The sequence below is a fragment of the Burkholderia sp. AU30198 genome (genome assembly GCF_020419825.1).
Lineage (GTDB): Bacteria > Pseudomonadota > Gammaproteobacteria > Burkholderiales > Burkholderiaceae > Burkholderia.
Genome location: NZ_JAIZSA010000014.1, coordinates 50,131 through 69,636 on the forward strand (window position 1 = coordinate 50,131; position 19,506 = coordinate 69,636).

Consider the following 19,506-nt stretch of genomic DNA (forward strand, 5'->3'; position numbering starts at 1 on the left):
CACTCACGCGGCGTGTGCCGCGCCCGCCTCATACGACGGCTTGCCGCCCGCGTGCACCGCGCGGCCCGCACCCGAACGCGGGCGCATCGGCCAGTACAGCAGGTCGGCGGCAATCTGCCGGTAGTCGCGCGCAGCGGCCGACGACGGGAACGCATCGACCGCGGCCCGCATCAGTTCGCGCGCATGCTCGACGAGCGGATCGGCGCTCACGCAGCCGGCATCGGCGATCGACACCGTCAGGTAGCGGCTTGCGACGCCCGCGAGGTTGTCGAACGCGACCTTCGCGTCCGCATGGCTGCCGACGTGATTGGTCAGCACGCGGAACTGCGCGAACGCATGCGCGAAATGCAGCCGTTTCATGCACGCGTACGCCTCGGTGATCGCCTGCGCGGCGACCCGCGTGACGACCAGCACGTCGTGCGCCTCGCGCGCGAGCGCCGAGAACGCGCCGTCGGCGCCGAGCTGCGCGTCGACGAGGACGATGTCGGCCGGGCCGTCGATGAAATCGCTCAGCTGCGCGTCGGTGTAGCCGGCGCGCGCAAGCCGCGCGGCAGCGCACAGGCCGAAGCCGGCCGCCACCCGCGTGCGCTCGCCGTCGCGCAGCCACGCGCCCGCCAGCGTCGCGCTGGCCGATTGCACGTCGGCGCGCTCGTCGACGACGAGCACATCCTTGCCGAGCGACGCGAGCGCCGCCGCCAGGTTCACGACGGCGGTCGTGCAGCCGACACCCGCCGGCCCGCCCGTCACCGCGACGATGCGCGATGCGCGCCCGGCCAGCAGGCGCCGCAGCCCTTCGGCCTGATCGATGATTCGTTTATCCAAATCGCACCTCGTGCAGCTCGGCGGTGGAACGTGCGGTCAATGCGGAAAGCAGCGTCGGCATGTCCTCGTCTTGCGGCACGAAGGGCGAGCCGTCGCGCGGTACGCAGAACGCGCTCTTCAGCAGGAAGCGGGTCGATGCGACGTACAGGTTCTCCGGCACCTTCTGGCCGGTCGACACGTAGTGGACCGGCAGCTTGTAGCGGATCACGGTGTCGAGCACGCCGCCGAGGTGGGTCGCCTCGTCGAGCTTCGTGAGGATGCAGCCGGCCAGGTCCGGATGTTCGCCCGCGCTGCGGTACGCCTGCACGACTTCGTTGAGCGTGTCGCCATGGCTCGTCGCGTTGAGCAGCAGCAGGCGCTGCACCGGCGCGTTCGCGCCGTGCAGCATCGCGATCTGGTCGGATACCGCGCGGTCGCGCTGGCTCATGCCGATCGTGTCGATCAGCACGATGTGCTTGTTGCGCAGCTCGGACAGCGCGAGCGCGAGGTCGCCGGCATCCTTCACCGCGTGCACCGGCACGCCGAGGATCTTGCCGAAGATGCGCAGCTGCTCGTGGCCGCCGATCCGGTAGCTGTCGGTGGTCAGCAGCGCGACCTTGCTCGCGCCGAAGCGCATCACGCAGCGCGCGGCCAGCTTCGCGGTGGTGGTGGTCTTGCCGACCCCCGTCGGCCCCATCAGCGCGAACACGCCGCCGCGCTCCATCAGCGCGTCCTCGCTGTCGAGCACCGGCAGGTTCGACGCCAGCACCGACTGCGCCCATTCGGCGGCCTGTTCGATGGTCTGAGCATCGTCGCCGGCCGGCAGGTTGTCGACCAGCATCCGCACGAGCTGCGCGGAGAAACCGGCCGCGAACAGGTGCTTCGTCAGCGCGCCATGCACGGCGCTGCGACGCTGGCGGTCGTGCCACATCAGGCTGTCGAACTGCTCTTCCATCATCCCGCGCAGTTCGCCGAGCTCCTGCATCACCGTATCGTTGACGATCCGCTCGATGCGCGACTTCACCGCATCGGCCACCACGGCGGCCGCGTCGGCGGACAGGCGCGTGCGCTCGGCCGCCTTCGCGGCATGCGCCGCGCTCGTGTTCGTGTCGGGCGCGCGGGTGGCGGCGGCCGGCATCCGGCGTTCGGCGTCGCGCACGATGTCGCGTGCCCAGTCGGGCGGCGTCGCGCTCGCGGCGGCCTGCGGGGCAGGCGCGCTCGCTTGCGGCGCGGCGGGCGTCGCCTGTGCACGCGCCATCAGCGCGTCGCGCTGCTGCGTCAGGCGCTTCGCGTGCTCGACCAGCCACGGTGCGGGTTCGGAAGCCGCAGCCGGCGCGCTGGAAACGGGGAAGACGGAAGACGGTGCGGCCGCAGCCGGGATGTCGCCCGGCGCAGTGCCGCCCAACGCGTCCGCATCGATCGCCGAAGCTTGTGCCGCTGCCGCATCGTCCGCGTCCGCGTCGGCGCTGGCGCCGAACACCGACGAGAACACGTCCGGCAGCCCGCCTTCGCCCGCTGCATACGGATTGACGGCCGGGCGGGCCAGCGCCGCGCCCGGGCGCGACACGATGCCCGGCACCGCGGCGGCCGGCACGGATTCCGCCGCGCGCGATGCCGCGATGCGCGGCCGCGCCGCGGCCGGCGGCGTCACCGCGGCCAGGTCCGAATCGGCTAGTGCAACGATTTCGACGCTGCCGTCATCGAGCGTGCGGTTCGACAGCACGACCGCGTCGGCGCCGAGTGCCTCGCGCACGAGACGAAGTGCGTCGCGGCTCGTTGCGCCGGTGAATTTGCGAATGTTCAAGCGGAACCCCCGATGACGTTAACGACTTTGATCGTGCGTGTGTCCGGCACTTCGGCATACGACAGCACTTTCAATTGCGGCAGGCTGCGGCGCAGGAAACGCGCGAGCATCGCGCGCAGCGCGTGCTGCACGAGCAGCACGGGCGGCAGCCCGAGATTCTGTTGACGCAGCATCGCCTGCTGCGTGCCGGTCAGAAGGTTGTGTGCGAGGCCGGGCTCGAGGCCCGGGTTCGCGCCGGTGGCGAGCGCCTGCGACAGCACGCGCTCCAGATTCGAGTCGAGGCCCATCACCTGCATTTCGCCGGCGCCCGGATACCACTGCTGCGTGATCGCGCGGCCGAGCGAGAGCCGCACCGCGGCCGTGATCTCGAACGCGTCGCCGCGGCCCGCGTTCTCGGACACGGCTTCGAGGATCGTGCGCATGTCGCGGATCGGTACGCCTTCCTCGAGCAGGTTCTGCAGCACCTTCTGCAGCGTCGTCAGCGAGATCGTCTTCGGCACGAGGTCCTCGACGAGCGACGGCGCATCCTTGCCGGTGCGCTCGACGAGCGCCTGCACTTCCTGGCGGCCGAGCAGCTCGGCCGCGTGCTGGACGACCAGATGGTTCAGGTGCGTCGCGACGACCGTGCTCGCGTCGACCACCGTGTAGCCGTACACCTGCGCCTGTTCGCGCATCGCGACGTCGATCCACACGGCCGGCAGCCCGAATGCGGGATCCTGCGTGACGGCGCCCGGCAGCGCGGCCGTCACCTGGCCGGGGTTGATCGCGAGCCACTGGCCCGGGAACACTTCGCCGACGCCGATCTCGACGCCCTTCAGCGCGATCCGGTATGCGTTCGGCCGCAGTTCGAGGTTGTCGCGGATATGGATCACCGGCGGCAGGAAGCCGATTTCCTGCGCGAATTTCTTGCGGATGCTCTTGATGCGCTTGAGCAGCTCACCGTCGCTGTTCTTGTCGACGAGCGGAATCAGCCGGTAGCCGACTTCCAGCCCGAGCGGATCGATCAGCTGCACGTCGTCCCAGGTTGCCTCGTGGCTGTCCGACGGCAGCACGGCGGGCGGCGCGATGTCGGTCACGTCGCCGGCTGCCTTGCGGGCCGCCGCGCGCTTGGTCTGCGTGCGGGCCAGCCAGATCGCGCCGCCGCCGAGTGCGAGGAACGCGAAGTGCGGCATGCCGGGGATCAGCCCCATCAGCACGATGATCGCGCCGGTGATGTTCAGCACGCGCGGGTTCGTGAACAGCTGGCCGGTGATCTGCGTGCCGATGTCCTCGTCGGTCGCGACGCGCGACACGATCACGCCGGCCGCGGTCGAGATCACGAGCGACGGGATCTGCGCGACGAGGCCGTCGCCGATCGTCAGCAGCGTGTAGTTCGTGCCGGCCGCGGCGAACGTCATGTCGTGCTGGACCATCCCGACGATCAGCCCGCCGATCACGTTGATCGCCATGATGATCAGGCCGGCGATCGCGTCGCCGCGCACGAACTTCGACGCGCCGTCCATCGACCCGTAGAACTCGGCTTCCTGCGACACGGCCTGGCGGCGCTTGCGCGCCTGCTCTTCGTTGATGAGGCCCGCGTTCAGGTCGGCGTCGATCGCCATCTGCTTGCCGGGCATCGCGTCGAGCGTGAAGCGCGCGGACACTTCGGCGATCCGCCCCGCGCCCTTCGTGATCACCATGAAGTTGATGATCATCAGGATCACGAACACGACGATGCCGACCGCGAAGTTGCCGCCGACGAGGAAATGGCCGAACGCCTCGATCACCTGGCCGGCCGCATCGGGGCCCGTGTGGCCTTCGAGCAGCACGACGCGCGTCGACGCGACGTTCAGCGACAGGCGCAACAGCGTGGAAAACAGCAGCACGCTCGGGAACGCCGCGAAGTCGAGCGGCTTCATCGTGTACATGCTGACGAGCAGCACCATCACGGACAGCGCGATGTTGAACGTGAACAGCAGATCCAGCAGCATCGGCGGCAGCGGCAGGATCATCATCCCCAAAATCATGCAGATGAGGATCGGGCCCGCGAGCGCGCGCAGGTTGGTCCCCGCGAGCAGGTTCGGGCGCTTCGCGAACAGGCTGGTCGGGGTGCTCATGCTGCCTCCCGCCGGGCCGCCCGCGACCCCGATTCAACTGCTGTCGGGAGATGGGGGGGCTGCGCCTCCCCAAGCGAACAAATGTGAGCGTGGGGGCGAATCATGCCGTACCCGCCTTACCGAGGCTGTCTTCCTGCTCCTCGCGCTCGTCGTCGGCGGACACCGACGCGCCTTTGTCGAGGTCGGCCGGCACATCCAGATCGACCGGCACCGCCGGGAACGCACCGCCTTCCGAACGGAAGCGCTTGAGCTGGTAGACCCACGCGAGCACTTCGGCGACGGCCGAGTACAGCGAGCCGGGAATCTCGCGCTCGAGTTCGACGTTGTGATACAGCGCACGCGCGAGCGGCGGCGCTTCGAGCAGCGGCACGTTGTGTTCGGCCGCGAGTTCGCGGATGCGCGCGGCGACGAGGTTCACGCCCTTCGCGACGACCTTCGGCGCGCGCATCTCGCCGTCCGTGTATTGCAGCGCGACGGCGAAGTGCGTCGGGTTCGTGACGACCACGTCGGCCTTCGGCACGGCCGCCATCATCCGGCGGCGCGCGATCGCGCGCTGCTGCTGGCGGATCCGCCCCTTCACGTGCGGATCGCCTTCGTTCTCGCGATGCTCGCGCTTCACTTCTTCCTTCGTCATGCGCAACTTCTTGTTGTACTGCCAGAGTTGGTAAGGCACATCGAGCGCGGCGACCACCAGCATCCCGGCGACCGTCGTGCCGCAGCACACGGCGACCAGGTGCAGCGCATCGGGCAGCGCCACGCCGAGCGGCTGGGTCGCGAGACCAAGCAACTCGTCCTTGCTGCGCCAGATCGCGATGCCGCCGATCCCGCCGACGACCAGCGTCTTCGCGAGCGACATCCCGAGCTGGATCGGCCCCTGGATCGAGAAGATCCGGCCGAGGCCCGAAATCGGGTTCAGCCGGTCGAACTTCAGCTCGAACGTCTTCTGCGAGATCAGCCAGCCGCCGAGCGCCATCGGCGCGAGCAACGCGGCAAGGCCGGTGAGCGCGAGGAGCGGCAGCAGTGCGGCGAAGCCTTCGAGGCTCGCGCTGCCGGCCGCCGACAGCATCCGGTTGGTGTCGAACGCGGTCGCGCGATCGAACGTGAACGCGCCGCGCAGCATCGCCTGCAGATGCCCGCCCGACGGGCCTGCGAGCAGCCACGCGCCGTAGAACCCGGCCGCGAGCAGCGCGAACGAAGCCAGTTCGCGCGAACGCGCGACCTGCCCCTCCTCGCGCGCCTTCTCGCGGCGCCTGGGAGTGGCGGCTTCGGTCTTGTCGAGATCGCTCTCGTCTGCCACGGGGCCTCCAGTCGGGTACGGCGGAATGCCGCTTTCCAGTGACACCGATTATTCATGGAGGCGTCAAACGCCGATCGGTCGAGCAAAGCCGGGAAAGGGGGGTATTTCGAAGAATCGGGCGAGCCGGTGCGAACGGGGCTCGACAGGGGGACGGAACGGTGTGCGGCGCGGCGGAACAACGTGCCGGCCGGCGCAATGACGGGGCTGGGCTCCGGACGGAGCGGCGACCGCGTGAAGCGAGGAAAAGGGGCGGAAAGCGTGAAGCAGCGTAACGACGCCGCGAGTGCGACGCGAAATCAGGCCCCGACGCGACGGCGTCGCGCGTCGGGGCAGGCGTCGGTCAGGCCGCCGGAATCGGATCCGCGCCGAAGCGGTTCGGACCTTCGGTGCCGCGCGAGCACGTCCACACGAGCAGCAGGATGCTGCCGACGATCGGAATCAGCGCGATCAGCAGGAACCAGCCCGAGCGGCCCGTATCGTGCAGGCGGCGGACGCTGACCGCGATGCCCGGAATGATCAGCGCCAGCGAAACCAGGGAGAGCACGCCGAGCAGCAGCAGCGTGATCAGGCCCGCGTGACGGCCCGCCACGCCGATGACCTGGGCGGCGATCGAAAGAATGAAGCTCAGCAGCACGAAATACCAGTATTCGGCACGACGCGCACGGCCTTCGAATGTCGCGTATTTATTGAGTACGGAACGAACGGCTTCTGAAAAATTCATTTTATTACCCTCCTGTTTTATATTGGCACCCCGGAAACAACGCCGGCATTATATGTTTGAATTTCGACGCACTCCATCTCTTTTCGCATGCTGGCCGGCGCGCCCGCCCGCTCATCCGGCCTGCCGATACAACGCGAGAACGGCCGCAATGGCGTAACGCTGCGTCGCAGGCTTGCATGCCGCGTCATTTTAATAATCTTGAAAACGTGACGGAAATTACAGCTCGAGATAATCCAGCTTTTGATTACAACCAAATGAAATCGAGCGCGATCGATAATCGGCGCGAAGGTGCCGCATTCGATTAACCTGCCGGCATGACGCAGGCGTGCAAAGCGCGCTACCCTTCGCCAATCCCGATTCCGGTCGAACCGCACCATGCACCGTCATCCGCTCGTCCCGTCGCTGTTGCTCGCGTGCGCGCTGGCCGCCGGCTGCGCGCATACGCCGGCCCTGCCGTCCGGTGCGCAGGCGCCTGACGCGCCGCACCCTGGCACGATCGCCCTGCATCACGCGTGGAACGGGTCGACGCAAACCCTGCGCGCGCAGGATTTCCCCGCCAGCTTCGTGTTCCGCTGCGCCGACGCGCGCGGCGAACCGGCGGAACGCGCCCGCGCGGCCTGGTGCGTGCCGGTCGTCGAGATCGAATCGGTGTCGGTCGATGGCGCCGGGCACCTGGCCGCGCCGGCCGATGCCGTCCAGATCGAGAGCACCACGTACGGGCCAGGCCACCGCTTCCTCGACCACACGCGCCTGATGCGCAACGGCCGGCCACCGGTCTAGCGCCCGTTCGTGCCGGTCACGGGCCCGCGCCCTGGCCCGCCGCCGCACGCTGCAGCGCGCCGAGATCGAGCTTCTTCATCGTCATCACCTGCGCCATCACGCGCTCCGCGCGCGCCGGATCGCCCGTCATCAGTTCGGCCATCTGCACCGGCACGACCTGCCACGACACGCCGAACCGGTCGCGCAACCAGCCGCACTGCTGCGCGCGCTCGTCGCCGCCTTCGGACAGGCGCGCCCAGTAACGGTCGATTTCGGCCTGGTCCCGGCAGTTGACGACGAACGACACGGCCGGCGTGATCTGGAATACCGGGCCGCCGTTCAGCGCGACGAACGCCAGCCCGTCGAGCTCGAACACGACGGTCATCACCGCGCCCTCCGCGCTGCCGGCTACGTGTGCGCCGGCCTTGCCGTAGCGCGCGACGTGCACGATGCGCGCGTTGTCGAACACCGACACGTAGAAACCGGCCGCCGCCTCGGCGTCGCGGTCGAACCACAGGAATGGCGTGATGCGTTGTATGCGCGGGTTCATGGCGCTGCCTCCTCGATATCGTGCCGGACGAGTGCCGGTATTACATCGTAGGCGCTGGGCCCGCGCGCGGCGGCGATCCGGTCCGACCCGTCGTGCCGCGCGCGGCCGCCGGATAAAAAAAGGGGGCGATCGCTCGCCCCCTGCTTCCATGTCCGGCCGTACCGCGTCAGAACGCGACGAAAGGCTGCGCGCCGCCGCTCGCCGTCTTGTCCATCCCGAAGAAGATCGTCCGGTTGTAGAAGTGCGGCATGCCGATGTCGAGCGAGCCAGACGATCCGAACGGGCCCGCGATGTCGTCGAATGCGAACGTCGACGGGTTCGAGAACAGCACATCCGCGTTCGCGACGGACATCGCCACGGTCGCGGCCACGCCGTTCTGGCCACTCAGCGTCGCCGAGTAGCTGGCCGGCGGCGATACCGGGCAGTAGAACTGTGTGTTCTTCGGGCAGGTCGTCGACGTGTTCGTCAAATCGTTGAAGAAATACGCGTTCGAACCCGTATCGAAGAACGCAGTCACGTTGCGCCCCTGGAACGTTGCGCTGACATCGCCCGTCGTGGTCGACGTCATCACGGTCTTCCCGGTCAGGTCGGGCAGGCCGAACGTCAGCGTCCCGGTTGCGCTCGCCTGCCCGCTATCCGAGATGCTCGGCATGGTCACGCTCACCCCGCTGCTGTCGGCGAAACGATGAACCGGGTTGGCCACCTGCTGCGCAATCGGCACGAGCGCGACCGTGCAGTTCGCGTTGTTGCCGTTCGGGCACGCGTAGTAGTTGTTGCTCGACGACGTCGACGTCGCGCAGGTCGTGCCACAGTCGACCGGCGCCGGCCCGATGCCGAGGATCCCGTTCGCGCCGAGCGCGCTCGCAGTATTGGCCGATGCGCCGCCGTTCGTGCACGAACTCGGCACGTTCGTCGTGCCGAGGTCGCCGACGATCTGCACGGGCAGCGAGCTCGCCTGCTCGGAACCGATCGACAGGTCGACCGTGCGCACCGACCCCCACGTATAGCTCGACACGAACTTGCCGCACTCGGCGACCGGCGCGCCGCCGCTCGTCACTTGCGGGAAGCTGGCGAGCACGCCCGACACCGCGCTGCCGACGAGCCGCAGCCCGTAGGACGCGGTATCGACGAGCACGTTGTTGACCACCTGGCAGTTCGACGTGCCCGGCGCGCAGACCTTCACGCTGACGGTCGGGATGTTGATCACGTTCGCAACGCCGGCGTTGACGGTGATGACCGCCTTGTTCCCGGAATTGCCGTCCGAGCCGCCCGAACCGTTGTTGCCGTTGTTGCCCGAGTTGCCGCCGCCGTCGCCGCCGCCGCATGCCGTCACGAGTACGGCCGTTGCCGCCGCGAGGCCCAGCACGCCGAGCCAGCGCTTGAATGTACGAGGAATGCTCAAGATCGCTCTCCCGCTGTCACTGGATATCGGTGCCGGCCAGGCCGGCAGGCAGCGCCGCCGGCAGCCACGCCTGGCCCGAGAAGGCGCCCATGTGGCCGCCCGTCCGGATCACGAGGCCGCTCGTATTGACGGACACGGGCGCGCGCCAGCCGCGCGCCTGGTGCGCCGCCTGGACGCCAGCGGTGTACTGCGGGAAATAGCTGCCGAGCAGCGACGCGAGATCCGGCATCGTCGGCCCTCGCCACGCGAGGCCGAACACGCTGCCGGCGGCCGACGTGTATTCGTGGATGACGGTGCCCGATCCGAGCGTGATCTCGCGGACGGTATAGGTGGCCGTGCTCGTCTGCACGCCGTCTGCCGGACGCATCGCGCGCTGCAATGCGCGCACGGTTGCGGCCTGATCGTCCGCCGGCGGCGTCATCGGCGCGCCGCCCAGTTCCGCGTGTGCGTGGACGCTCCACAACACACCCATTGCAGCCGCCGCGTGCGCGACGGCCCAGCCCAAGCGTTTCAGCTTCACGTTCCCCCCCAAGGGACTGGCTTCGTTGCCGACGGTGCGGCCATCGGGCCCGCGCCGCCTCCCAACATATGAAATCGTACGAATGACGCTACGTTGCTGCTGACGCGTAGTATGCCTGCTGAGTGTGTCGAAGTGTCAATTTGACACAGGATCGCCGGGCCGCACATGTGCGGCGGATGGGGGGAAACGATAGGGTGGCGCGGTGACGCGCGCATCGGGCGCCCTCGCGAAACATGGCGCGCCGATGCATGCGGCAGAGTCAGAAGCCCAGGCTGGCGAGCAGGTCGTCGACCTGCCCCTGGTCCTGGACCACGTCGGATTTGCCTTCCGGCGCGATCTGCGGGCCGTTCAGCAGCGACTCGGGGCTGCCGGTCGAGCTCATCTGCACGGCCGCGAGCGCGGCCGCGGTGGCCGCGAACTGCTCGCGCCGCTCGGGCGCGATGTTCTCGACGAGCACGGTGAGGAGCTGCTGCTCGATCAGGTAGACCATGTCCATGATCTTCTTGATCACCTGCCCGGTCAGGTCCTGGAAATCCTGCGCGAGCATGATCTCGAGCAGTTGCGCGCTGGTCGCCGACGTCGATTCCGGCAGCGTGCGCAGGAACGTGCGCGTATCGTCCATCAGCTCGCGCACTTCCGCGTGCTCGATCGGCGCCGCATACCACTGCGCCCAACGCGTATCGAGTGCCTCGGCCTCGTTCTGGATGCGCTCCTGCATCGGCTTCGCGACCTCGATCGCATTCAGCACGCGCACGGCGGCCTGCTCGGTCATCGTCGCGACGTAGCGCAGCCGGTCGCGTGCATCGGGCACGGCTTCCGCCGCACGCTCGACATGCTTGTCGAGCCCGAGCTCGCGCATCGAGTCGCGCAGCGTGCGCGTGACATGGCCGATGCGCGCGAGGATGCGGTCGCTCGCGAAATCGGCGCCTTCGGCCTGGCCGTCGGCGCTGAACCCGGCGCCGGTCAATGCGGCATGGATCGGCTCGTTCACGTCAGCTCCCGGCCTTCGCCATCTTGTCGATGATCTTGTTCAGCTTCTCGTCGAGCGTCGCGGCCGTGAACGGTTTCACGACGTAGCCGCTCGCGCCGGCCTGCGCGGCCGCGATGATGTTCTCCTTCTTCGACTCGGCCGTGACCATCAGCACCGGCAGGTGCGTGAGCGTCGCGTCCGCGCGGATTTCCTTCAGCATCGCGAGGCCGTCGAGGTTCGGCATGTTCCAGTCCGAGATCACGAAGTCGTAGCCGCCGCCGCGCAGCCGCGCTAGGCCGGCAAGACCGTCCTCGGCTTCGTCGACGTTCGAGTAGCCCAGTTCCTTGAGCAGGTTGCGGACGATCCGGCGCATCGTCGGGAAATCGTCCACCACCAGGATTTTCATGCTCTTGTCCATCGTCGTTCCTTTCCAGATTCGTTTCCGTCGGGACGCGTATCGTGGCACGCGCCCCGTGACATTCCATTCAAACGCGCTGCACGCGGTCGCCCATCGTCGCCAGGCGCGCCATCACGCGGCGGCTCATCTCGGCGAGCGGCACGATCTCGTCCGCGCCGCCGAGCGCGATCGCCTCGCGCGGCATCCCGAACACGATGCAGCTTGCTTCATCCTGCGCGAACGTGTGAGCGCCCGCGCGTTTCATTTCCAGCAGACCGGCCGCGCCGTCGCGGCCCATCCCGGTCAGGATCACCCCGATCGCGTTCTTGCCCGCGTGGGTCGCCGCCGAGCGGAACAGCACGTCGACCGACGGACGGTGCCGGTTCACCGGCGGCTCGTCCGACAGTTGCGCAATATAGTTCGCCCCGCTTCTCGCAAGCAACAGGTGCGCGTGGCCCGGCGCGATATACGCGTGGCCCGGCAGCACGCGCTCGCCGTGCTCGGCTTCCTTCACCGCGATCCGGCACAGGCCGTTCAGCCGCTGCGCGAACGATTTCGTGAAGCCCGGCGGCATGTGCTGCGCGATCAGCACGGCCGGCGCATCCGGCGGCAGCGGCGTCAGCACTTCGCGGATCGCCTCGGTGCCGCCCGTCGATGCGCCGATGATGATCAGCTTCTCGGTACTGACGAGCGGGTTGTTGATCATCGGCGCGGCCGGCTGGCCCGCCGCCGCGCGTGCGACGGCCTGCGGCTGCGGCGCCTGGCGCACGCGTGCGCGCGACGCCGCGCGGATCTTGTCGGCGAGCTTTTCCGCGTAGTCGAGCATCCCGTCGCGGATCCCGACGCGCGGCTTCGTGACGAAATCGACCGCGCCGAGTTCGAGCGCGCGCAGCGTGATTTCCGAGCCGCGCTCGGTCAGCGACGACACCATCACGACCGGCATCGGCCGCAGGCGCATCAGCTTCTCGAGGAAGTCGAGCCCGTCCATGCGCGGCATTTCGACGTCGAGCGTGAGCACGTCGGGGTTGTGCTGCTTGATGAGCTCGCGCGCGACGAGCGGATCGGGCGCGGTCGCGCACACCGTCATGTCGGGCTGGCTGTTGATGATCTCCGTCATCAGGCTGCGGATCAGCGCCGAATCGTCGACGCACAATACTTTGATCTTCTGCACTGCGGTCATGCCTCCTGCTTTCTTGATAGGTTCGCCGCCCGCACGCCGCCGGCCGGCGCGGCGCCGCGCGCGCCGAACAGCTCGATGCGCGGCCGCGCCGGCTGCGGCGGGGCCGGACGCTTCGCCGCGAACAGCTCGACCTGCGGACGCGGCCGTGCGGCGCGGGCGCGATCGGCCTCGCGGGCCAGTGCGGCTTCGCGCTCGGTGACGCCCGGCACCTGCAGCCGCAGCTTCTTCACCATCGCGCGCCCGCTGTTCGGCATGAACGCGACCTTGCGCGGATGCACGCCCTGCAGGTCTTCCGCCGTGATGCGGATACGTTCGAGCGCCAGGTAGCGACGCACGAAATCCGCGTTGCGGTCGCCGATGTTGATGGTCGTCATCCCGGCCAGCACGGCCGCGCCGCCGAACACCTTCGCCTCGAAGCGTTCGCGGCGCCCGCCGGCCTTGATCAGCTCGTTGATCAGCACTTCCATCGCATACGCGCCGTAGCGCATCGATTCCGACGCGGCCGCGCCCGGATCGGCGCCATCGTCCGGCAGCATGAAGTGGTTCATTCCGCCGATGCCCGCATACGGGTCGTGCAGGCACGCGGCGACGCACGAGCCGAGCACGGTCATCAGCACCATGTCCTCGGACGTCGTGTAGAACTCGTTCGGCAACAGCTTCACGCCGGGACGGCCGAAGTGGCTGTCGAAGTAGCGATTGGTGGCGATCGGCAGGGCGCTCATCCGCGCTCTCCCAGGGCCGATACGGCACCCGCGGCCCGTGCGCGCACCGGCGACGGCATCGCTAGCGCCTGCGCGCCACGCGGCCGTGCGCCCTGCCCGGCGTCGCGGGTCAGTTCGTACACCGTCTGCCCGCGCAGCCGGAACGCCTGCGAGACATACGTGAAGTTTTCCGAATGCCCGGCGAACAGCAGCCCGCCCGGCTTCACGAGCGGCTCGAAGCGCGACAGCACCTGCCCCTGTGTCGGCTTGTCGAAATAGATCATCACGTTGCGGCAGAAGATCGCGTCGAACGGCTTCGCGATTCCGTAGTCCGCATCGGTCAGGTTCAGCTGCTCGAAGCGGATCATCGCGCGCAGCTCGGGGCGCACCTTCACGCGGCCGGCCTGCGGGCCCGTGCCCTTCAGGAAGAAGCGCTTCAGCCGCTCCGGTGCCAGGTGCTTGACCTGGTCGTACGTGTAGATGCCGGCCTCCGCCTTCGCGAGCACCTGCGTGTCGAGGTCGGTCGCGAGGATCGACGCGCCGCGTGCCGCCGATTCGCCGAGCGCCTCGATCAGCGTGATCGCGATCGAGTAAGGCTCCTCGCCGGTCGACGCCGCCGAGCACCAGACCGATACCGGCGCCGGCCGCCCCTTCACGAAATCCGACAGGATCGGGAAATGGTGCGACTCGCGGAAGAACGCGGTCAGGTTCGTGGTCAGCGCATTGGTGAACGCTTCCCACTCGAGCGGATCGTCTTCCTGCTCGAGCAGGTCGAGGTAGTCGCGGAACGTGTCGAGGCCGCGCGCCCGCAAGCGGCGCGCGAGGCGGCTGTACGCCATGTCGCGCTTGTGCTCGGACAGCGAGATCCCCGCGCGTTGATGAATCAGCGCGCGAATGCGTGCGAAATCCGCGCCCGTGAACGCGAAATCGCGCCCCGGCTCGCCCGCGCGAGGCGAGGCATCCGGTGCATCGGGTCGAAACGGCGCGCGCGCGTGCGGCATGGTTTAGAAGGTCTCCCAGTCGTCGTCGGACGTGCCGGCCGTGGCCGCCGCCGGCTTCTCGCCGTTCAGCGCCGGGCGCACGAGTGCGGGCTTCGCCGCCGGCTTGTCGGCCGGTGCGGCGGATTTCGTGAGACGCGGCCCATAGCCGCCCGCGGCGGTACCGCGGGAAGCCGGTGCGTCCTTCTGCACGTGCGCGCCGGCATCGGCCGCGCGCTTCGGTTCGTGGCTCGCGCCCGACGCAGCCACAGCACGCGGCGCCGGCGCGGCGCGCCGTGCCGGTTGTGCGGCGGGCTGCGGGGCCGGCAGCGCGGCGACCGGCGCCGCGTCGAAACGCGGCTCCGACGGCAGCGCCGGCACGGCCGCCGGCGCATGCGCGACCGGCCGTGCCACCCCGCGCGACGGCGCGAGCACGATGCCGCCCGCCACGTGCCAGCTCGACACGATCGCCTTCATCTGGCGCGTCTGCTCCTCGAGCGACGCGGCCGCGGCCGCTGCCTGCTCGACGAGCGCCGCGTTCTGCTGCGTGACCGAATCCATCTGGCCGACCGCGCGGTTGACCTGCTCGATGCCGGTCGACTGCTCGTCCGACGCGGCACTGATCTCGCCCATGATGTCGGTCACGCGGCGCACGGCCTGCACGATCTCGTCCATCGTCGAACCGGCACGCGACACGAGCGCCGATCCGCTTTCGACCTTCTCGACCGAATCGCCGATCAGCTGCTTGATTTCCTTCGCGGCGCTCGCGCTGCGCTGCGCGAGCGAGCGCACCTCGCCCGCGACCACCGCGAAGCCGCGGCCCTGTTCGCCCGCGCGGGCGGCTTCGACCGCCGCGTTCAGCGCGAGGATGTTGGTCTGGAACGCGATGCCTTCGATCGTGCCGATGATGTCGACGACCTTGCCCGAGCTCGCCGCGATGTCCTGCATCGTCGACACGACCTGGCCGACCACGTCACCGCCCTGCGTCGCGATGTCCGATGCGTTCACCGCGAGCTGGCTGGCCTGCCGCGCGTTCTCCGCGTTCTGCCGCACGGTGCCCGTCAGCTGCTCCATGCTCGACGCGGTTTCCTGCAGCGATGCGGCCTGCTCCTCCGTACGTTGCGACAGGTCAATGTTGCCGGTCGCGATCTCGCGCGCGCCGACGTCGATCGATTCGGTACCGCGATGCACGGCCTGCACCATCGTCGTGACGGCGTCCTGCATCCGCTTGACGCCGCCGAACAGCCGGCCGATCTCGTTCGTGCTGAACACGTTGACCGGCTGCGTGAGGTCGCCGCCGGCGATCCGCTCGAAGTGCGCGATCGCGTCCTCGAGCGGCTTCACGATCAGCCCGCGCAGCGCGAAACGGATCGCGACCACGACGACGAACGCGATCGCGATGCCGGCCGCGATCAGCCCGACCATCAGCGAGATCTGCGACTGCGTCGTGGCCTGGCGATCTTCCGCGCGCTTCTGCAACGATGCGATCACGGCCGACGCGGCCTGGTCGTACGCGACGAACATCGGGCTGATCTTCGTATCGGCGACCGCGTGGTACGCGGCCATGTCGCCCGCGCGCGCGGCCGCGAACTCGGGCTCGACGCCTTCCTTCACGATCGTCGTGTAGCGCGCGGTCAGGTCGTCGACGAGCGCCTGGTCGATGCCGAGCTTCGGCGTCTGCTGGAACGCCTGCCAGTTCTGGTTCGACTTCGCATACAGCTCCTGCGCGCGGTCGAGCACCTTGGCCGCTTCGGCCGTGTTGCCCCCCTCCGTCAGCGAACGGAAGCGGTCGAGCGACACGCGCGCGCGCAGCAGGTACGACGACGTGTCGTCGAGCGTGTGGAGCGCCGGCAGGTCGACGTGCGCGATCTCGTCGAGCGAGCGGCTCGCGTGATTCAGCGCCACCAGGCCGAGCCCGCCAACGGCTGCGGCAAGCGCCGCGAGGATGAGTCCGACCGCCGTGAGCGTCGTACGGATCGACCAGTTATGCAACATTGCAGATTCTCCCGAAATTCCTGCGCGCGCGGCGCGCTTACCCGCCGAGCGTCTCGATCAGCGCCATTTCACGGCTCGACATCAGCTTCTCGATGTCCATCAGGATCAGCATCCGGCCGTCGACCGTGCCGAGGCCCGTCAGGTACTCGGTCGTCAGCGTCGCGCCGAATTCCGGCGCCGGCATGATCTGGTCGGTCTGCAGCGTCAGCACGTCCGACACGCCGTCGACCACCATCCCGACCACGCGATGCGCGACGTTCAGGATGATCACGACGGTCTGGTGGTCGTACTCGACGCGGCCGAGATGGAACTTGATCCGCATGTCGACGATCGGCACGATGATCCCGCGCAGGTTGATCACGCCCTTGATGAACTCGGGCGCGTTCGCGATGCGCGTGACGCTGTCGTAGCCACGGATTTCCTGCACCTTCAGGATGTCGATCCCGTATTCCTCGTCGCCGAGCGTGAACACGAGGAATTCCTGTCCCGCCGCGTCGCCTTGCTCCGCGTTGCGGCGGCTCGTTGCCGCGTTCGCCGCGGCCGGATTGATCATTTGGACTTCAGCAGCCACGTTTGCCCCCAATCGGTTGAATGGCGAGAGACATCAGAACATCGCGAGCTCGGCGCCGGCACGGGCGCCGTGCGTCGCACGGGTTTCGCGGTTCAGCGCCGCGACGTCGACGATCAACGCGACGCTGCCGTCGCCGAGGATGGTCGCCGCCGAGATGCCGTGCACCTTGCGGTAGTTGGTTTCGAGGTTCTTCACGACCACCTGCTGCTGGCCGACCAGCTCGTCGATCAGCATCGCGAAGCGGCGCCCCTCGGTTTCCATGATCGTGACGATCCCTTGCGTCGGGTCGGTACGCGCGTCCTCGACCGAGAACACCTCGTGCAGCGCAACGAGCGGCAGGTATTCGCCGCGCACGCGCACCACGCGCTCGCCGTTGCCGACCGTGTAGATGTCGTCGTTCGACGGCTGCAGCGACTCCATCACGAAGTTCAGCGGCAGGATGAAGATCTCGTTGCCGACCTTCACCGACATCCCGTCGAGGATCGCCAGCGTGAGCGGCAGCACGATCCGCGTGGTCGTGCCGCGGCCGGCCAGCGACGTGATCTCGACGTGGCCGCCCATCGACTGGATGTTGCGCTTCACGACGTCCATCCCGACGCCCCGGCCCGACACGTCGGTCACCGTCTCGGCGGTCGAGAAGCCCGGCGCGAAGATCAGCTGCCAGACTTCGTCGTCGCTGATGGTGTCGGACACCTGCATGCCCTGTTTCGCGGCTTTCGCGAGGATCCGCTCGCGGTTCAGGCCCGCGCCGTCGTCGCTCACCTCGATCACGATGTTGCCGCCGTGATGCGCGGCCGACAGCACGAGCTGGCCGACCGCGTCCTTGCCAGCGGCGACGCGCTTGTCGACGGTCTCGATCCCGTGGTCGAGGCTGTTGCGCACGAGGTGGGTCAGCGGATCGATGATCCGTTCGATCAGGCTCTTGTCGAGTTCGGTCGCCTGGCCGAACGTAACCAGTTCGACCTGCTTGCCGAGCTTGCCGGCGAGGTCGCGCACGAGCCGCGGGAAGCGGCTGAACACGTAGTCCATCGGCATCATGCGGATCGACATCACCGCTTCCTGCAGGTCGCGCGCGTTGCGCTCGAGCTGCGCCATCCCGTTGAACAGGCGGTCGTGCAGCGCCGGATCGAATGCGCTCGCGGTTTCCGCGAGCATCGCCTGCGTGATTACCAGCTCGCCGACCAGGTTGATCAGCTGGTCGACCTTCTCGACGCCGACGCGGATCGAGCTGCCTTCGGCGCCCGATGCAGCCGCGGCGGCCGGGCGCGCGCGCTTGTCGTCGTGATGCGCGGCGGCCTGCGGTGCGTGGTCGGCGTGCGCGTGCTGGGACGGCTGTTGCGCTTGCGCGGCGGCGGCGGCGGCGGCGGCCGGCTCGGCGGGCGCGGGCGCCGCTGCCGATGCGGCTGGTTGCGGCGCGGCGGCCTGCGGCGCGAATACTTCGGCGCGCACCGGTTGCGCGGCGGCGGCCGGTTCTGCCACCGGTGCCGCGGCTTCCTGCGCGGCAGCCGGCGCGGCCGGCGCCGTGCCGTGCGCAACGCGAATCTGGCTTTCGTCGATCACGAAGCAGCACACGGCGACGATGTCGTCGGACGGCACGTCCGATTCGACCCACAGCGTCAGGTCGGCGCCCGCTTCCTCGCGGCCCACGATCCGGCCGAGGTTGCCGAGTTCTTCGGTGAGCAGTTCGCGATCCTTCGCATCGACGCCCACGAGCGTGATCTTCAGGTGCGGGCCGCCTTCGCCCGCGTCGGCCGCCGGATGCGCGGCCGCGACGGCCTGCTCGATCACGTGGTCGGGCGCGCGATCGTCGCTGGCGGCCGGTTCCGCGATCTGAGCCGCCGGAGCGGCAGCAGCAGCAACGACCGGCGCCGCAGGCGCGCCCGCGCTGCTCTCGGCCTTCAGCCGTTCGAGCTTCGCGCAGATCGTCGCGGCGGCGGCCGCGTCGGGTTCGGCGCTGGCGCGGTAGTCGACGAGCTGGTCGGACAGCACGTCCTTGGTCTCGAGGAACGCGTCGACCATGTCCTTGGTCAGCGTCAGCTCATGGTTGCGCGCGCGGTCGAGCAGCGATTCGAGGATGTGCGTCGTATCGGTCAGCGCGGAAAAGCCGAACGTCGCCGCGCCGCCCTTGATCGAATGCGCGGCGCGGAAGATCGCGGCCAGATCCTCGGGGTCGGGTGAATCGACGTCGAGGTTCAGCAGCAGCTGCTCCATCTGCGCGAGCAGCTCGTCCGCTTCGTCGAAAAATGTCTGGTAGAACTGAGTGATGTCGAGAGTCATGCCCGGTCCCGGGTTGAATGCGTCGCGTGAATGTCAGGAAGCGGCCGGTTCGGACAGCGTCGCGACCAGGTCGACCAGCACGGCGGGGTCGATCGGCTTCTCGATCCAGCCGGTCGCACCCGCGTCGCGCGCGGCGTCCTTGAACGCGTCGCTGCCTTCGGTCGTCAGCACGAGGATCGGCGTTTCCGTATAGGCGGTCAGCTGGCGCAGCGCGGCGATCACTTCGAGCCCGCTCTTGCGCGGCATGTTCTGGTCGGTCAGCACCAGGTCGTACGGCACGGTGGCCGCCAGGTCGAAGCCGGCCTCGCCGTCCGGCGCCACCGTCACGTCGTAGCCGGCCTGCATCAGCGTTGCCTGCAGCAGCGCACGCATGGTCGCGGAGTCGTCGATGGCGAGAATGGTTCGGATCATGTCAGCCTCCGCCGGGCCGCCCCAAGGAGGCTGACCGCCCCCGCGGGGGGCAGCGAACAAAGTGAGCGTGGGGGTCG

General features: G+C 68.7%; 19 protein-coding genes. 1 reads left to right on the top strand and 18 read right to left on the bottom strand.

The features are described 5' to 3' along the window. Positions 1–3: 3 nt before the first annotated feature. From LGN19_RS26955 to LGN19_RS26980, 6 genes are all read right to left on the bottom strand, one after another. Positions 4–822: a MinD/ParA family protein gene (locus LGN19_RS26955; RefSeq protein WP_174962403.1), complete on the bottom strand. Its 819-nt coding sequence runs from the start codon at positions 820–822 to the stop codon at positions 4–6. After that, complete coding sequence (flhF, locus tag LGN19_RS26960; protein WP_226218057.1) at positions 815–2,605, bottom strand: flagellar biosynthesis protein FlhF; 1,791 nt, start codon at positions 2,603–2,605, stop codon at positions 815–817. The genes LGN19_RS26955 and flhF overlap by 8 nt, the downstream gene beginning before the upstream one ends. Then, positions 2,602–4,701, bottom strand: coding sequence for a flagellar biosynthesis protein FlhA (gene flhA, locus LGN19_RS26965; protein WP_226218060.1), 2,100 nt, complete (start codon positions 4,699–4,701; stop codon positions 2,602–2,604). Before flhA ends, flhF begins: the two co-directional genes overlap by 4 nt. Positions 4,702–4,801: 100 nt before the next feature. Beyond that, positions 4,802–5,998, bottom strand: a complete 1,197-nt coding sequence (flhB, locus tag LGN19_RS26970) for a flagellar biosynthesis protein FlhB (protein WP_122944138.1) — start codon at positions 5,996–5,998, stop codon at positions 4,802–4,804. Between the two features lie 340 nt (positions 5,999–6,338). Then, positions 6,339–6,719 (bottom strand): DUF805 domain-containing protein, encoded by a 381-nt coding sequence (locus LGN19_RS26975; protein WP_122944137.1) that lies wholly within the window; start codon positions 6,717–6,719, stop codon positions 6,339–6,341. A gap of 17 nt (positions 6,720–6,736) precedes the next feature. After that, positions 6,737–7,096: a hypothetical protein gene (locus tag LGN19_RS26980; protein ID WP_226218064.1), complete on the bottom strand. Its 360-nt coding sequence runs from the start codon at positions 7,094–7,096 to the stop codon at positions 6,737–6,739. Here LGN19_RS26980 and LGN19_RS26985 point away from each other — a divergent pair. Then, complete coding sequence (locus LGN19_RS26985; protein ID WP_226218066.1) at positions 7,095–7,499, top strand: hypothetical protein; 405 nt, start codon at positions 7,095–7,097, stop codon at positions 7,497–7,499. The two genes, LGN19_RS26980 and LGN19_RS26985, sit on opposite strands and share 2 nt — an antisense overlap. Positions 7,500–7,515: 16 nt before the next feature. On the opposite strand, the gene LGN19_RS26990 is transcribed toward LGN19_RS26985, so the two are convergent. The 12 genes from LGN19_RS26990 to LGN19_RS27045 form a co-directional block, all read right to left on the bottom strand. Continuing rightward, entirely contained in the window at positions 7,516–8,028 is a 513-nt protein-coding gene (locus LGN19_RS26990; protein ID WP_122944135.1) for a VOC family protein, read from the bottom strand. A 166-nt stretch (positions 8,029–8,194) separates the two neighbouring features. Continuing rightward, positions 8,195–9,430 carry a DUF3443 family protein gene (locus LGN19_RS26995; protein ID WP_226218069.1) on the bottom strand — a complete coding sequence of 412 codons (1,236 nt, stop codon included), beginning with the start codon at positions 9,428–9,430 and terminating at the stop codon, positions 8,195–8,197. A 16-nt stretch (positions 9,431–9,446) separates the two neighbouring features. Further along, positions 9,447–9,950, bottom strand: a complete 504-nt coding sequence (locus LGN19_RS27000; protein WP_226218072.1) for a DUF2844 domain-containing protein — start codon at positions 9,948–9,950, stop codon at positions 9,447–9,449. A gap of 259 nt (positions 9,951–10,209) precedes the next feature. Next, positions 10,210–10,941, bottom strand: a complete 732-nt coding sequence (gene cheZ, locus LGN19_RS27005; protein WP_122944132.1) for a protein phosphatase CheZ — start codon at positions 10,939–10,941, stop codon at positions 10,210–10,212. A gap of 1 nt (position 10,942) precedes the next feature. Beyond that, on the bottom strand, positions 10,943–11,338 hold the full coding sequence (gene cheY, locus LGN19_RS27010; RefSeq protein ID WP_006485893.1) for a chemotaxis response regulator CheY: 396 nt from the start codon (positions 11,336–11,338) through the stop codon (positions 10,943–10,945). A gap of 67 nt (positions 11,339–11,405) precedes the next feature. Continuing rightward, positions 11,406–12,497 (bottom strand): protein-glutamate methylesterase/protein-glutamine glutaminase, encoded by a 1,092-nt coding sequence (locus tag LGN19_RS27015; protein ID WP_122944131.1) that lies wholly within the window; start codon positions 12,495–12,497, stop codon positions 11,406–11,408. After that, positions 12,494–13,219 (bottom strand): chemoreceptor glutamine deamidase CheD, encoded by a 726-nt coding sequence (cheD, locus tag LGN19_RS27020; RefSeq protein ID WP_122944130.1) that lies wholly within the window; start codon positions 13,217–13,219, stop codon positions 12,494–12,496. The genes LGN19_RS27015 and cheD overlap by 4 nt, the downstream gene beginning before the upstream one ends. Further along, a complete protein-coding gene (locus LGN19_RS27025; RefSeq protein ID WP_226218074.1) occupies positions 13,216–14,199 on the bottom strand; it encodes a CheR family methyltransferase in 984 nt (327 codons plus the stop codon). The genes cheD and LGN19_RS27025 overlap by 4 nt, the downstream gene beginning before the upstream one ends. 3 nt (positions 14,200–14,202) lie before the next feature. Beyond that, positions 14,203–16,170 carry a methyl-accepting chemotaxis protein gene (locus LGN19_RS27030; protein WP_226218077.1) on the bottom strand — a complete coding sequence of 656 codons (1,968 nt, stop codon included), beginning with the start codon at positions 16,168–16,170 and terminating at the stop codon, positions 14,203–14,205. A 37-nt stretch (positions 16,171–16,207) separates the two neighbouring features. Next, positions 16,208–16,723: a chemotaxis protein CheW gene (gene cheW / locus LGN19_RS27035; RefSeq protein WP_226218080.1), complete on the bottom strand. Its 516-nt coding sequence runs from the start codon at positions 16,721–16,723 to the stop codon at positions 16,208–16,210. A gap of 51 nt (positions 16,724–16,774) precedes the next feature. Next, positions 16,775–19,018: a chemotaxis protein CheA gene (gene cheA / locus LGN19_RS27040; protein WP_226218082.1), complete on the bottom strand. Its 2,244-nt coding sequence runs from the start codon at positions 19,016–19,018 to the stop codon at positions 16,775–16,777. Positions 19,019–19,051: 33 nt separating this feature from the next. Further along, positions 19,052–19,429, bottom strand: coding sequence for a response regulator (locus LGN19_RS27045; RefSeq protein WP_122944126.1), 378 nt, complete (start codon positions 19,427–19,429; stop codon positions 19,052–19,054). Positions 19,430–19,506 lie beyond the last annotated feature (77 nt).